Origin of the sequence: Bacillus sp. FSL R9-9410 (genome assembly GCF_038050385.1) — a bacterium.
Taxonomy (GTDB): Bacteria; Bacillota; Bacilli; order Bacillales; family Bacillaceae_G; genus Bacillus_A; species Bacillus_A cereus_U.
Map to the genome: position 1 here is coordinate 2,692,683 of NZ_JBBOTV010000001.1, position 15,323 is coordinate 2,708,005.

Here is a 15,323-nt window from a genome sequence, read left to right on the forward strand (position 1 = left end):
ACTAGGCATTTTTAGTTTCATTATGTTCCCTTATTGTTCCTTTCATAAATCCTAAAGCACCCTCAGGACTCAAGCGATGTTTACATGTCATCCGAAATTCATCTAAATCTTCTTCTTTTATATTCCACATCCAATTGTCCCACCTTTAACTACATTCACTTAAATCATGTGGATTAAATATAAAAACCTTCTCATTTTGATGAAAAGAGAAGGTTTTCTTGCTGTTATACATTCATGCCATATTCAAAACTTTCCCTCTTGAAATAACGTATTATAGTTAATCTTTTAAATTTTATTTTCACTATTAATTTAGGCATTTTTACTTTTCTTAAAAAACACCAAATATGCAAATAATGAAGAGATTAAGAGAAATATACCCGCTCCTATACCCTCATATATTTTAAAGTAAATAGCAGCGATTATTACAAATATGGACATTATTATTATTAGAATCATTGTATATTTCATTATAAACTCTAACGCTTTATAGATAGATACTATTGTCCTTTCAAAAAAACTTTTCTCTGTTTCCAAAACATTTCGACCCTTATTCAAATTAACAACCTCCTCTTTTTACAAATTAACTTTTGAATAAATTTCCCCCTTCAAAATGGCAACAAAGCGAACTATAGAACGTAACTACTACCAATACAGAATGATCCAACTGAAAATCACATGTCGAAATATTAAGTTAATTATATATAGATTTGAGAACGAAAAACCTCCTCATTCTAACGAGAAGAGAAGGTTTTATTTATGTCATTTCCCCAAATTCTATTCAAAACTATTTCTTTTATGATATTTCATGATGTTACCATACTTTAAAAATCACAAACTTAAAATATTATTCTTCATTAAATACAGCAATCTTTACTTCAACATACTGTAAAGACTCATCACCGCTAAACACATGATAAATTGGCGAGGCCAAATTCAGATTATTATCCTCCATATACTGAAGCATTTCACCATATACCTGCTCTGTTAATTTTTCATAATCTCCCGTATATCGTTTCATGAGCATCTCATCAACATAATAATAGCTCCTAAATTGAAGTGTTTCTGATGCTGAAATTTTATCTTCATTTACTGGCATGAATAATTCAACGTACATATTTTCATCAGATGGTATATTTTTCAAAGCATAAAACATCGGACCTTTTACTGTTAAATTCGCTGTTGCAATTTCTGACATAAAATGTTCAATTGCTTCTTCCATATCTTCGTAATGAAAATAGTACTCTTTCGAAACAACATTTGTATATGCAATACTTTGTCCTTCAATTATCATTTTATTGTTTCACCTACTTCTATAATAGGAGCATAAATATCTAGCCACATGTCACCGTATACATCTAAACATACGTGATAAAAACCGTTATCTAATTTAATATGATGCTGTTCTGCAAACTCATGTATTAAATTATAAGCCTCCTCAATACCACCATCTTCATCATTAAATCGAACACTTAATGCCTCTTCAATAATTAATCCATCAACGTATTCATATGCAGAATTCTCTCCTAATTTAACACGTTCATTTACTGGAACAGAATACGTATATTCGCCGTACTCTGGTTCATTTTCCAATGGCTGATATTTAAAAAGAACGGGACCTACAGCATATATTCCATTATGAACAACTTGATTTCTCAGTGCGATAGCAGGTAATAACCAATCTTCTTTTTTTACAATTTGAGTAATACTAATTAAATTTAAAAGTGATAATGCTTTGTATTGAATTTTCATAATACCTACTCCTTTTACTATACTTTCTCTTGGCTATATTTTTTATGTTTCTTCAAATGTCACTTACGCTCTCCTTCATATTCCTTCCACATTATAGTAAATGTCGAACATTTAAATCTACTATACTCATTTCCTTTACGCCTTACGTTTTGATTTACCTTTTTTATTTTTCTTTTGATATCTTGGAGACTCTCTTTTATGTTGCTCCCATGATATGTTAAATGAAGGGAATTTAAACCTACAATACGCTAATAGCTGAAATTCAGCTGCACCGATGGCTACCGTATACATTAAAACAGTTCCTACCACATACATAACTAAAAAATCAATTGTATAATCATGTTGAAAACACACCAATATAAGAAGTATTAATACGTATATTGTAGCTCCCTTTATCATATTTCCTTTTGTTTTAGTAAAAAACGAAGTGGACCTTTCATCGCTACTAAACGCTCCTTCACTTGCCTGTTTAAATGTATCAATTGTTGCCATAATATGAACAATAACTGCCCCTAAAAATAATAGCCCTGTATATATCCTACCATTTGAATTATCACCCATTTCAGAAACAATCGAAACTGCAAATAATATTGTTCCGAGTTGAAACGCATAAAGTAATATGACTAGCGTTTGTAATTTTTGAAGTTTAAAACACGCTTTCGGAAATAGAAATATAATTAAAAATATAATTTGAATACTAAATAACACAATTTCAGTCTTAACAATTGTTCTATCAAAAAAATTGTTATAGTAATCCAAACCTCCTACAAGAATAACAAACATAAATATCGAAATATAAAATATTGTTCCAAGCATAAATCCCACAGCACTTTCAGGGCTTAAACGTTGTCTACATGTCATTCTAAATTTATCTAATTCTTCCTCTTTTATATTCCACATCATCCTATATGCACCTCTCGTGTAGTCTAATTACCAAAATACAGTTTTAAGTTTTTCTGTTACCTTTCCAGTTACATTTTTAATTCCTTTTTTAGTAATATCAATGATATTGTCCTTACCACCAAGTGCTTTCCATTTGTAATTCAGTCCCGCCGTAGCAACCACCGCAACACCAGCTCCAACCACAGTACCAAGCGGCGGAAGGAAAAACGATCCTGCTACAGCACCCGCTGCCATCGCTCCAGCATTTGCCCCAATATCTACAGCTGAATCTGTTGCTATATCAGCTACATCTTTTAACTGCCAACCACCTTCTTTAGCATCAACAACATTACCTCCAACTGACACGACCGCCCCAAAAATACCTGCTCCTTTCAATATTCCTCCTGCTTTACCCAGGCCTTTAAACGCTTCTTTCCATTTCATAGGATTAATATCCTTTAAGCCGTCTGCCCAAGCGGCTTTAAATGAACTCAGTCCTCTTTTCCCAATTGCGGTAGGCAATCCTTTATTTGTCTTATCATTGTGGAAATCATGATAAGCTTGAAACTCTGGTAATTTATAAATATTTTTTTTTGCCTTTTTTATTTGCTCCTTTGTTGTTTTCAAATCTTCGAATTTAAATTCAAATTTATCCTTTATATACTTGGCTAAAACATCATCTTTATTATCCATTTTAAGTATTCTTTCTACTAAAACCATATCTTCTTTCTTAGGAGTTGATAATTTTAATGCCCCTCTACCTTTTCGGCCTTTAGGATCAAAAAGGACTTCAAAACCCAATTTCCTTGTTACATAATGCATGCGTATGTAAGCATTTAAAGTAGCCTTAGCTCCCTTGTTCCCAATATCAAACTTAGTCATGGCATCTGCCAATCCCTTAATGATATTTCCAATTGATGTGTCAGCTAATAACTTCCCTATTGAAGCGCTAGACAAATTCCCATTATTCACTTTTATTTGTTTCATTCCCTCATCTATTTTACGCATTAATTCATCAAACTCTTGCAGGTCACTTTGCTTACTATTATAAGTCTCTAATTTTTCTAATGTATCACTGATTTCTTTTTGGCTTTTTACAGCGCCTTCAGTGATGCTGGATGATGATGGGTATTGAATTGCGACGATGTCACTAATCGTACCTACTGTTTTTTTTGCCTCTTCATTAGAGTGGCTGAATCCCTCACTATATCCATTAACTTTTTTCTTTACATCATCCAAATAACTTCCATGAATTTTTGCATCTGCATCACTGTCAACCTCACTGTTAAACTCCTCTATTGCTTTTTGAAATTGACTTTTTAACATTTCCGTTGTAACTGTAAATCCAGTGATAACAGCTCCATGAACTGTAGATAAATGATTCTTAATAGTATCAGCAGCTTTCCCTTGAAAAGAGTTAATTTGTGTAAAGTCCTCTATTTTTTGCTGCAATGTTTCCAAATGTTGATTTAACTCTTCAGCACTTGAATTAAAGCGCTCTTGCAGTTCTTTTACTTCTTGTAACTCTATGATTTTGCTCATATTTTCTCCCTCCTATCCCTTTACATAGCACGGTGAGCTGAACTGTCTTTCAAATCTTTTCCAAGCTTTTCATCTTGCTGAACCATTTCTTGTCCTGTTTGCTGAATTCTACTAATATCTTTTTGTAGTATTTGTTCATATTGCTGCACTTTTTTCGATAACTTTTCAATCGCTTCACAATATTTTTTCAGTTTACTTAAATTCGTACGATGTAACTGCATACCATTAAATTTAGTCTTACCTAAATCACTAGCACCACTTTTCAATTCACTTGCTTTCGCATCAAATACCCCTTTATTTAATTTAATTTCCCCCATTTATCATTTCCCCGCCTTCTGTACTTCTACTTGAATACTAGCGTCAACCATTGAAACACTTCTACTTAAAGAAAGAATACTCGACTCACATGCAGCGATTTCTCTTTCAAGCCGCCGTATAGCTTGATCGATGTCTTCTTGAACTCTCCCTAGTTCTCCGATAAATTTCCCTAAATTCGAAATAACTTGTTGTTCATACGTTTCTTTAAAAGTAGTTGCTCTTTGCCCGTTCCAACTACTTTCGTTTATTTCTAAAGACTTAAACTGCTCTTGATTTTGTTTAATTGCTTCAAGATTATTTACAAATTTCCCTTTAGCACTTGTTAGCCTTCTTAGTTTCATTTGTAATTCAGCCAATTGCCCTTGTTGATGACTTATACTACTTAATAAACCAGATTTTTGACTATTTAATTCCTCTATCCCCATGCAAATCCCCCCTTAAATAGTTGGCACTTTAATTCTAGTAGCAAAACGATTTTCAACAAAATAACCTTCAAATGGATTTAATTTCGTACTACTTAAATCTTTATTAGATACATCAAAGACCATTTGTCCCGATGATTTTCTAAGTAAAATAACATGAGATTGCGCTTTTATTGTTTTTGAAACTAAATCGTATCGACTGTCAATTGAATCAACATCACAGCCAATTACGAAGTGGATGCCCATAAATGCACCATTTGTTATTAATTCCGCTAAACTATATATATCACTATCTTCTAAATTACTTAAAATGTCATTTACATCTGCAATTACGATTACAATCGGCTTAAATTTCTTAATAAATTCAGCTGGATTAACTGTTTCACTTGAAGCTTCCTGTTCCTCTTTAAACGCCGCTTCTCTCGACTTATAAGCATTTGTAACTTGTTTAATTGTTTTCTCAATTCCTGTTTTTTCAGCTACATATAAAGCAGCACTCTCTCTGTAGTTTGAGAAATTACGTGTTCTTGTATCAATTAAACCTAGGTCAAAGTGTCCACTTTCAGCCAATTGTTTAAGGAATTGATGAACTACATTTTCAACTTCATCTTTCTTAATACCACCTATAACAATATTAGCCGCTTCAGTTAAATCTATTTCGAGAGGCGTAACGCTTTCTGTTTCTACACCAAATGTTAGTTTGCCTGCTTCAATAATTTTTCTTGTTTCTGGCCATGCAATAAATTCTTTGTATTCCAGAACTTCAGGTACCATAGGAATTGCTTTCGGTCTTTCTCCATCCCAGAAGGAATCCATCTCTTTTCCTTCAGCTTGTATATTTTCAATTCGAGTAAGTACATCTTCTCCCTTTGTCGGTAAAGCTGTTTGGAAGATTGTTGGTTCGTCAATTTTAACTAAACCACGTCCTGCTAATTCTTCAATTTTCAACTCTGTTCTTCCTACAATAGCTCTAGATTCTGCCTCATCTATCATATATAGAGCAATTTGTAGTTTAATATTTGTATTTACTTGTACTCTCAATGCATTTTGACGTGTAGCCGTAAGCATTAAATGAATTCCTACCGCTGCCCCTTCACGTACAATTTGTGCAACAATGCGTTCAAAGTCTTCGACAAATCCAGCTTCTCTAACAGAATCATAGTTATCTAACGTAATTAATATTGTTGGTAATACTTCTTTACTAGCTCTCTCATACATTTCAAGACTCGCAACGCCATATTTACTTAGCAATTGCTTTCTATCTTTTAATAAGTCTTCTATGCGACGAAGAAACTTCTCGCATTTTTCAACTTGGTCTAATGTAATGATGTCTGCCACATGCGGTAAAGATTTTAATGGCATTAAACCATTTGTTCCGAAGTCTAATAAATACACATGCAAATGCTCCGGACTATGCTGACGAGCTACATCCATAATGACTGATTGTAAGAATGTTGATTTTCCGTAACCTGGACTTGAGAAGACTGCTACGTGTCCGTCTTTACTAATATCTAATGTTAATGGCGTCTGTGATTGTAATTCAGGCTGATCTAGTAGACCAACTGTTGCTTTTAATGGTTTCTTTTCTTTCGTCCATGCTTCCTTGAACTGAATAGCATGTAAGTCTTGTAAATATACGCTTTCTGGAAGTGGTGGTAACCATGGTCTTGCTAATGCTTCAATTTCATTTACTTCTGCGTAATCGTGAATGTAGTCAATAACAGCATCAAGTTCAGATGGTACGCTTATTACTTCTTTACTGCTACCAAGTCCACTTAAGTCTTCACTTAATATTTCATATTGTCCTAGATCGTTTATTGCATATATCGTTGCGTCTAAATGTTCTTTATCCTCTTTGTTTTCTACATAATCCGCCCCGCTCCATGCCGATTGGAATAGTTCGTAAATTTCATTATTCCCAACTTGTAAATAGGCACGTCCTGGCAATGTAATTTCAGCAGCATCTAGTGTTTTTAAAATTTCATTACTATCTGACGTATTTTGAACTTTCAGTGCTAGTTTGAATTTCGAGTTACTCCAAATTTGATCATCTACAACACCGCTCGGTTTTTGCGTAGCTAATATTAAATGGATTCCGAGTGAACGTCCAATACGCGCTGTTGAAACTAACTCTTTCATGAATTCTGGCTGTTCTGACTTCAGTTCCGCGAATTCATCACTAATTAAAAATAGATGTGGCATCGGTTCACTTACTAAGCCTTCTTTATACAGTTTTTGATACTGATTAATATGGTTTACACCATTTTCTCCAAATAATCGTTGTCTTTTTTGTAATTCAGCTTTAATTGATGCGAGCGCTCTCATACTTTGCGCTCCATCTAAGTTTGTAATTGTTCCTAATAAATGCGGTAAGTTTTTAAATAAATTCGCCATACCGCCGCCTTTATAGTCAATAAGTAGAAAGGCAACTTCGTAAGGATGGAAATTGACAGCTAGAGATAAAATATAAGATTGTATAATTTCCGACTTACCTGAACCAGTTGTACCAGCTATTAATCCGTGTGGTCCGTGTGCTTTTTCATGTAAATTTAAGTTTACGATGTCTTCTTTACCGCGTAATCCGAGCGGTACAGCTAAAGATTTATGCGCTGCATTTTTCTGCCAGCGACTTGTAATGTTTAACTCTTTTATTTTTTCAACACCGTACATTTCTAGGAATGTTACGCTTTCTGGAATACTATTTTTTAAGTTTTGCAAATGATTTAACGGTGCTAATGCTCGTGAAACATCTTCTAAATTAAACCCTTTCGGTACATGATTCAATTTAAATTGACGGTTAACAATCTCTCCTTGTTCTAAGATGATGTTCCCTTGTTTTGCATCTCTTATATCTATTACCGTTTTCACATGCTCTGGTAAACTTTGCATAACATCTTGTACAAATACAAGTGATACACCTAATTGACTCGGATCATCATTGAAAAATTCCATAACAACATGATCTAAAATTAGTTTTTCATCTGTAATGAGTACGATATAGTGTGGTGCGAAATACAGTTTTTCATTTGTAGAACTTTTTTCATCTACTTTTTGTTTTCTCTCTTTTAAAATTTGATATAAACTATTTAACACTTGATCACGGCTACGATCATGGTATACAAATCCACGTACATTTATATCGCGAACACTTCCATGAGGTAACCAGCGCATCCAATCCCATTTCTCTTTTTCTTCTTCAGGAAAAATAGTAATAAACTGCAAGTCATAATAACTATGGAATAAAGCCGCTTGTACAACCAATAATTGTAATTGTTCTAACACTAAAGAGCGTTGTCCAATATAGCCAACTGGTCCATTCATTAAATCTGTAACAACTGGTACATCTTCCAATGAAAGATAACGCTGTCTTAGTTCACGCGCTATATCAATTAATTCATCTTTCGTTTGACTAAATTCTTCTTCATTAAATTGAATTTCAAAACTCGTATTAGCTTGTCCTGTCCCAACGCTAAATGTTAAGAAATCATGATGTTGCATTGTTTTTTCATAAATACGAGGATTTACTTGAACAGCCATATTACGTATTTCTTCAACATTTGGATTGTGATAATGTAATGCATGACGCTGCTTTTCACTTTCTGCATGTAAATCTTTCGTTTTTTGTTTTATATACTCTCTATAACTTTTGTCACGTTCAATAATGTCGATTTTATATTGCTTTAAATTTTTTATATATGATGTGACAGAAACAACTATCGTTACTACAGTCATTGCAACTGATGCTAATATAAATAGACCATATTTCATAAAGATAGCAAGTAATACTGTTACAACAATCATGACAAGAGAAGGTGCGATTATTCTTGCTAAATGCTCAGTTGGTTTTGCCGGCTTACTTGATGGTTTCGCAACTGTCATTTTCTCTTCTGGTTCACGATAAATAATACGTGGTGAACGATGATAGTCTGGATAACCACTTTGATAAAAGGTTTCTGATTCTACTAAAATAGGTAACGCAGATTTCACATTATCTTCTGAAGACAATACTTGAATATCTTCACTGCCAATCTCCACTAAGACACCATCAAAATATAATTGGTCTCCTGCTTCTAACATAACGCTATCTTGTAGCTTCGTATAATTATGAAATACATCCCCGTCATATACGTTCACTTTAAATGAATCGTACAACGTTTCACGAGATAACATTAAATCTACACTACTTCCGGTAATAGAAATATCATCAAAACTATTTTGACTGATTGTAAGAGACTGTTTCGTTCCTATATCAAACACTTTAGTTGTGCCAATAATAGATATAAAGATTTTCCAGCTCACGTCTTTCGTTTTTCCAATCTCAAATTCCTTATTGAATTCTATTAATTGATCTTCTACCATCCAAGCGTTCACTTCATTATTCCACTTTAATTCTACTTCTTGTTCTAAACTTGGATTCGTAATATCATTTGTCCACTCTTTTCCAATCGACACTATTGATTGCTCATTTGGATGTAATGTGCACTTATATATTTTGTCTCCATAAGTCAATACTAATAGTTGCTCCATCCGTGTTCACTGCTCCTTTTCAACTGTCTCATCAAGTGCTTGCTTACTCTTTTTTCTCTGTGTCCGACAAGTCTTTATCGCTTGATGAATTGCCATATTTCTTTTTACACTCATCTAATTGTTGTTCATATGTTTTTAACTTTTGATCACGCTCTTCTCCTGACAAGTCCGGATTATTTTTCAACGATTCAATTTGTTTAACAAGGCCGTACATAATAAGCTGCGGATCATCAAGTGTCTTAGCTAAATCTAATGATTTATCAAAATCACCTTTTCCGTTATACATCCAATAAAGTAAATACTTTTCATCACTTTTCAAACTAATATTTTTCATAATTGCTTTCTTTTGATTTTCACCTAGTTTTTCAGCTGTAATGTATGCAAATGCTAACTCATATTTAGACGCAACCGGTAATGATTCAAATTCCTCTTCATTTAATTGAGTAATTACTTTGTCATAATCAGTTGCTATGAAATTCGCATTTGCTTCTAATAATTTATTTTGATAAGGAAATTTTATAAAAGTGAAATATATTAAAGGAGCAACTAAAACAACTGTCGCCGCTATGAAGGAAAAAGCTAAATATTTAAATGATTTGTAGCTCTTTTTATGTACTAACTGCATATTTTTTTCTGTTTTTGTTTGTTCCTTCTCAAAGCTGTCATCCAGAAACTGCAGTAATGCATCTAAACTTTCCATTTGAGCAACGGTTTGTTCAAATGTTGTTTCTTTTGCATCTTTTAGTAACCCAGCATACAAATCATCAAAATTGTGCTTTTGGGAGAATAAAGCAATAATTAGACACTTATATTGTGTTAAAAATTGCTCTTCTAACAACGGGGTTGGTGGAACAATATCTCTAATTCCTCTATGTATAATACTTGGTATTAAATTAGCATTAAAAACTATATTGTCCGGATGTAAAAAGAACGTGATTCGTTTATTTAAATATTTACGAAACTGCGCAACATTTCGAAGCAGTCTTAATTTCTCATTTCTTCCAAAACGGCTAAGATCGTCCCACTTATATAATTTTTTATCCACTTGAAATATAAAAGTAAACATATCATCCGTTTCTTCTATCGTTAATGGTACAAACTCAGATGATGCGCCCGTAATTATATCGAATTGACGGAAGTCTTTTATACGTGTTTGAGATTTGGTCATCTCCAATTTCCAATTTTCTTTTTCTATTTGAAATTGATAGTTCATTGCATCAATTTGAATTGTTTTTTCCGTCATTTTTATCCTCTTCTCCTTTTTGTTCATAAACCGTAATAACAAATCTCTTTTTCGTAAAAAACTAAAAGTAGGAAATATTCTTTACAACACTTGCAAAATATCCCCATCTGTTATTTGATGATTTATTAAACGATCATTATCTGTTAAAACAATTGATTTATTTTTTACTTTTATTACAAAATGCGAACCTTCATGATTATCAATCTTTAATGTATCTATCAAATTTTTCAATAAATATTTAATAGATTGATGATTAGGGATACGCAAATCATATGTAGTTCCATTCCATTTACTAAAATCTACTGTTACATTAATGTGTGTTTGTATTGCCATCTCCTTACCTCCAACTTTTTCGAAGAACTGTATAAATTCCGATGCAAATAAGTACAATGCCACCGCCAAATAATATTATTATTGTTGTACTAATTGGCTTTTCATTCATTGTTTCATTACTCGCTACTTCATCTGCACTTTTTCTCACAACGTATTCACTGCTAAACAAACTATTTTTCGTATCTTTAACACTATTTATTTCTTTTTGTTTTATAAAAAGAGAATCTCGTAAAGCTTCCATATCTTTTTGTTCTTTCTTTTTCTTTTTCTGAATTTCTTCTTCTATTTCTTTATTAAATAACTCAATCGATGCTTTATCTAATTCCGTTTCCTTATGTTCCTTTTTATTTTTTTCTTGGTCGCTTTCTTCAAGTCGATCCACTTTAAACTTAATCTTCCCATCATCACCAAGATAACTGTCAGCCGCGCTCCTTATCGGTAGCGCGACAAACAGTAAAAGGATAGAGAGAAATGATAACTTAGCCACTATGCTCCATTGTTTGATCATTTACTTCTTTTTCCTCCCATTTCTTATGCCATACAAATAGATTACTAACTAATCCGATAATGGCAATTACAAACAACACGATGAAAATAACTTTTCCAGTATCTTTACCGCTAATAAAATCATTTAGAAAACTTTCTATATACTGAAGCGGTGAGAATTGACGTACCTTTCCAACAGACGACATTTGATCTACTTTACTTCCAACTGCTTCAGTTAAAAATAGGTACATACTTAAAAATACTAATAGTATAAACATCCCTACCATTTTTATTTGTCGTAATAAGTATGTTGAGACCAATACAAACGCCATCATAATGATTGTGATAAACGCAATCCATAGTAAACTTTGATCTTGACCGAACTGTAAAAGACGTCCAGAAATGATACCTATACTAATTCCTTCCACAATTGATATACCGAATGCCACTACTGTAGTTGGTACATTCATATCAATTAATGAGAACTTCTCTTCAAAATGATCTGATTGCGTTCGTTTCTTTTCTTGATTCGCAATTGCGTATGCTGTAAATAATGCAACAATGAAACAAGTTAATACAATTAGGTATGGTGTAAAGGCATTACCAGCTACAATTACCCCATCATTTTGTTTCTGAACTGGACTAGATAAAAATTGGTATAACATTTCATTTTGGCGATCACCAATTCGGCTATTAGCCAAAATTTTAGTAAAGTTTTTGGAGAATGATTTATCATCTTCCATTTTCTTTGTAAAGTCATTTAATAATGAATCAGCCTTTGAAACAATTGTCGTTCCGCTGTCTTGAATTTCTTTTGCTTGTCCATTAATTTGATCAAATGTTTTATATACATCGTCTGATGTTGTTAAACTATGCTTCGAACTCTCGACCAATGACTGACTTTGCATCATTAATGATTTAATACCAGAATCTAACGATAAAACAGCTGTTTGCTCACCAGTATTATTTGTTGTTAGCACTTGCTGTTCTTCAACTAGCTTTAAGCTACTTTCACGCCATTTCGCTAAACCTTTTAAATATTCTCCTAAATTTTCATTCATACTAGTTGCTTGCTGCGTCGTTACATTTAATTTCTCCGCTAGTAGCATTGAATTTTGATCCGCACTAGTAATGAATTGTTGATAAGAGTCTATTTTTTGTTTTAAACCTGTCATATCTTGCTTAACTTCTGTCGTAATACTAGATGAAACAAGGTTTGAAATTAAATCAATTAAGCTTTGTTTATTTAATACGTAGTACAAAGATTGTTCAGTTGCAATTGCATCTAAACTTCCCTCTTCTAGCTTAGGACCTACATCTTTCGTTCTTAAATCAATCCCATAATACATTTCGTACAGACTAATTAAACCTTGATAACTTTCAACTGTATCTACTGCTTCTTTTATTAATACACTAGATATATTTTTTGTTAATTCTTCTGATTTTTGATGTACAACTTGATTCGTCGTACTTTCAATAGTCGTTGAGTTACCACCTTGATTTTGGTTTCCTCCGTTACCTGTTCCAGGGTCTGGGTTTCCTCCATTACCTGTTCCAGGGTCTGGATTTCCTCCATTACCTGTTCCAGGATCTGGATTTCCTCCATTACCTGTTCCAGGGTCTGGATTTCCTCCATTACCTGTTCCAGGGTCTGGATTTCCTCCATTACCTGTTCCAGGATCTGGATTTCCTTCATTACCTGTTCCGGGGTTTGGGTTTCCTCCATTACCTGTTCCAGGGTCTGGGTTTCCTCCATTACCTGTTCCAGGGTCTGGGTTTCCTCCATTACCTGTTCCAGGGTCTGGGTTTCCTCCATTACCTGTTCCAGGGTTTGGGTTTCCTCCGTTACCTGTCCCAGTTCCACCTTCTTGGTTTCCTCCGTTACCTATTCCAGATCCACCTTCTTGGCTTCCTCCGTTATTCCCTGTTGTATTTTCCATTTTTTTGATAATAGGTTTTTTAGCATTGTGTACTAACGGCATTATGCCATACTGTGATTTATGAACCACATTTTCCACCTTGCTGTTTTCAGTTTGTGTTCCTTTATCTTCTTTATTAGGTTCTTCTTTTTCAGAACTAGTTTCTTTTTTATGATTCCCACTCAATTTCCAGTCCCACATTACAGGAGAGAAAACATCTATATTGATGTTTGGATTTTTTAACTTCACATGCAGATTAATCTTTATATCCCCTTCATTACGAGGAGGTATTGTAATTTCTCCTGCTTCGCTTTGAAGAAAGTCACTTGTACGATCCACATCATCAATATGTAAAGTTCCTGTATTTCCATATAGTTCAAATTCTTCTGGAATATCTATCTTCAAAGTTTGTGAAGATTCCATTTTAATTACGTTCGCCGTATCACTAAATGTAATTCCCTCTTTATAAAGTCTATCCTTTACTTCTTTAATGGCGTTTCCTAAAGATATTTTATTTACAGGGTCATAATAAAAATTATTTTCTTTATTATATTTATTTGTAAATTGAATTACATTTTGCAGTTGTAATTTCGTTGCATCTGGCAAATCACTTTGAACGATTTCTTCCATGTTTAAACTAGGTAATTTCGTAATTAAATTTTCGATTTGTTTCTTTATTCGAACATCTGGTTGTTTCATTAATGTATTTATAAATATCTCTTGCTGTCCATCGTTCGACATAGATTTCTTTAACTTCTTAATTATCGTCTCTTGAATATCACTTTCTAATTTCCCTGCAAGCTCTGTATCATATTCTGATACTTGTTTTTTTACATCTGTTAAATATTTTTGAATTGCTGAAGCATCAGCTAAAATATTTGGTTCTTTCTCTGAAAGCATAAATTGATTTGCAATAATTTTATTTGCCGATTCCAGTGAGCTTAACTGCTTTAAAGCATCACCTGCACCCATCTCACTCATAGATTGATTAAATTGACTCGAAAAATTATTAGCTAACAAATTATTATCAGATTGCATTTTTTGAAAGTTATTAAAACCTTCCAAATAAGTATTATTAGATTTATTTCCTTCATCTAATGTTTGACCAAACCCTTTTAAGACATCCTGAAATCCTTTAAAACTATTAACAGAAATTCCTGTATAGTCTTGTACCGTTTTAAATTGATTTGTATAATTTCCCAACGGACTATGTACATCTTTTTTGTACATATTTGTTTGAGTGTTTCCTTTTTCAATTATTTCACCTATATTATCTTGTGCGCCTTGCAATTTTCCGATAATACTTGCAAAATAAACATCAATTATTTGTTTATTAAAGTCCTCTAAAATCATAGAAGCTGTATTTTCAGCCTCAGCTTTCAAATCTTTATTCCCAGTCGCGTTTACTTTGTAGTTTAACGTTAATTTCTCTGGAAGTTCTGAATCAATCGCAACGGCCTTCCTAGAAAAATCATTAGGTATTACAATCATCATATTGTAATTATTATTTTTCAAACCATTTTCTGCTACTCCGCGACTAACTACGTACCATTCTTGTTTCGTATTTTTATTTACATTTTTAACAAATTGATCTCCAAACGCTATTTTATTCCCTTCAAATACAGTTCCTTGATCTTCATTTACTAATGCAACTGTCATTTTTGGCGTGCTATTCTCATTAGCTTTCTTAACATTTTGATTTAATGCTAAATAAGAGACTCCTGTTGATAGCACAAGAGCTAAAATAATAAACAACAAGATGCTCCACTTAAACTTTTTCACTACTTATCACTCCTGCGGCTGCGAGTCTATTAAATTAAAGACTTCGCATCTTACTCTAGTTTTAAAGTAATTTAGCCATACAACGAAAGTTGCATGGCTAAATTATATATTTCTTTTGCC

At 33.0% G+C, this 15,323-nt stretch carries 13 protein-coding genes; all 13 read right to left on the bottom strand.

The annotated features are described in order from the left end of the window. Window position 1: 1 nt before the first annotated feature. On the bottom strand, window positions 2–130 hold the full coding sequence (locus MKX77_RS13990; RefSeq protein WP_016120105.1) for a hypothetical protein: 129 nt from the start codon (window positions 128–130) through the stop codon (window positions 2–4). 179 nt (window positions 131–309) lie between these two features. Further along, the gene (locus MKX77_RS13995; RefSeq protein WP_016120104.1) at window positions 310–555 is read right to left on the bottom strand and encodes a hypothetical protein; all 246 of its coding nucleotides are present in this window, start codon (window positions 553–555) and stop codon (window positions 310–312) included. Window positions 556–844: 289 nt separating this feature from the next. Beyond that, window positions 845–1,291 carry a DUF5085 family protein gene (locus MKX77_RS14000; RefSeq protein ID WP_341306966.1) on the bottom strand — a complete coding sequence of 149 codons (447 nt, stop codon included), beginning with the start codon at window positions 1,289–1,291 and terminating at the stop codon, window positions 845–847. Next, the gene (locus tag MKX77_RS14005; protein WP_016120102.1) at window positions 1,288–1,749 is read right to left on the bottom strand and encodes a DUF5085 family protein; all 462 of its coding nucleotides are present in this window, start codon (window positions 1,747–1,749) and stop codon (window positions 1,288–1,290) included. Before MKX77_RS14005 ends, MKX77_RS14000 begins: the two co-directional genes overlap by 4 nt. A gap of 135 nt (window positions 1,750–1,884) precedes the next feature. Beyond that, complete coding sequence (locus tag MKX77_RS14010; RefSeq protein ID WP_341307966.1) at window positions 1,885–2,649, bottom strand: hypothetical protein; 765 nt, start codon at window positions 2,647–2,649, stop codon at window positions 1,885–1,887. A gap of 30 nt (window positions 2,650–2,679) precedes the next feature. Then, window positions 2,680–4,173: a T7SS effector LXG polymorphic toxin gene (locus tag MKX77_RS14015; RefSeq protein WP_341306967.1), complete on the bottom strand. Its 1,494-nt coding sequence runs from the start codon at window positions 4,171–4,173 to the stop codon at window positions 2,680–2,682. A gap of 20 nt (window positions 4,174–4,193) precedes the next feature. After that, on the bottom strand, window positions 4,194–4,490 hold the full coding sequence (locus MKX77_RS14020) for a TIGR04197 family type VII secretion effector (protein WP_341306968.1): 297 nt from the start codon (window positions 4,488–4,490) through the stop codon (window positions 4,194–4,196). Window positions 4,491–4,493: 3 nt separating this feature from the next. After that, window positions 4,494–4,916, bottom strand: coding sequence for a YwqH-like family protein (locus tag MKX77_RS14025; RefSeq protein WP_341306969.1), 423 nt, complete (start codon window positions 4,914–4,916; stop codon window positions 4,494–4,496). A gap of 12 nt (window positions 4,917–4,928) precedes the next feature. Continuing rightward, a complete protein-coding gene (gene essC / locus MKX77_RS14030; protein WP_341306970.1) occupies window positions 4,929–9,440 on the bottom strand; it encodes a type VII secretion protein EssC in 4,512 nt (1,503 codons plus the stop codon). A gap of 43 nt (window positions 9,441–9,483) precedes the next feature. Beyond that, complete coding sequence (gene essB / locus MKX77_RS14035) at window positions 9,484–10,683, bottom strand: type VII secretion protein EssB (protein WP_215556133.1); 1,200 nt, start codon at window positions 10,681–10,683, stop codon at window positions 9,484–9,486. An 81-nt stretch (window positions 10,684–10,764) separates the two neighbouring features. After that, window positions 10,765–11,016 carry an EsaB/YukD family protein gene (locus MKX77_RS14040; protein WP_002202240.1) on the bottom strand — a complete coding sequence of 84 codons (252 nt, stop codon included), beginning with the start codon at window positions 11,014–11,016 and terminating at the stop codon, window positions 10,765–10,767. Window positions 11,017–11,020: 4 nt separating this feature from the next. Beyond that, on the bottom strand, window positions 11,021–11,524 hold the full coding sequence (essA, locus tag MKX77_RS14045; RefSeq protein ID WP_016102148.1) for a type VII secretion protein EssA: 504 nt from the start codon (window positions 11,522–11,524) through the stop codon (window positions 11,021–11,023). After that, entirely contained in the window at window positions 11,496–15,203 is a 3,708-nt protein-coding gene (gene esaA, locus MKX77_RS14050) for a type VII secretion protein EsaA (protein WP_341306971.1), read from the bottom strand. The genes essA and esaA overlap by 29 nt, the downstream gene beginning before the upstream one ends. Window positions 15,204–15,323 lie beyond the last annotated feature (120 nt).

Bases quoted from the DNA above. Each gene is read 5' to 3' on its own strand.
- MKX77_RS13990 (WP_016120105.1), bottom strand. From the start codon at position 130: ATGTGGAATATAAAAGAAGAAGATTTAGATGAATTTCGGATGACATGT.
- MKX77_RS14000 (WP_341306966.1), bottom strand. From the start codon at position 1,291: ATGATAATTGAAGGACAAAGTATTGCATATACAAATGTTGTTTCGAAA.
- MKX77_RS14005 (WP_016120102.1), bottom strand. From the start codon at position 1,749: ATGAAAATTCAATACAAAGCATTATCACTTTTAAATTTAATTAGTATT.
- MKX77_RS14010 (WP_341307966.1), bottom strand. From the start codon at position 2,649: ATGTGGAATATAAAAGAGGAAGAATTAGATAAATTTAGAATGACATGT.
- MKX77_RS14015 (WP_341306967.1), bottom strand. From the start codon at position 4,173: ATGAGCAAAATCATAGAGTTACAAGAAGTAAAAGAACTGCAAGAGCGC.
- MKX77_RS14020 (WP_341306968.1), bottom strand. From the start codon at position 4,490: ATGGGGGAAATTAAATTAAATAAAGGGGTATTTGATGCGAAAGCAAGT.
- MKX77_RS14025 (WP_341306969.1), bottom strand. From the start codon at position 4,916: ATGGGGATAGAGGAATTAAATAGTCAAAAATCTGGTTTATTAAGTAGT.
- essC (WP_341306970.1), bottom strand. From the start codon at position 9,440: ATGGAGCAACTATTAGTATTGACTTATGGAGACAAAATATATAAGTGC.
- essB (WP_215556133.1), bottom strand. From the start codon at position 10,683: ATGACGGAAAAAACAATTCAAATTGATGCAATGAACTATCAATTTCAA.
- MKX77_RS14040 (WP_002202240.1), bottom strand. From the start codon at position 11,016: ATGGCAATACAAACACACATTAATGTAACAGTAGATTTTAGTAAATGG.
- essA (WP_016102148.1), bottom strand. From the start codon at position 11,524: ATGATCAAACAATGGAGCATAGTGGCTAAGTTATCATTTCTCTCTATC.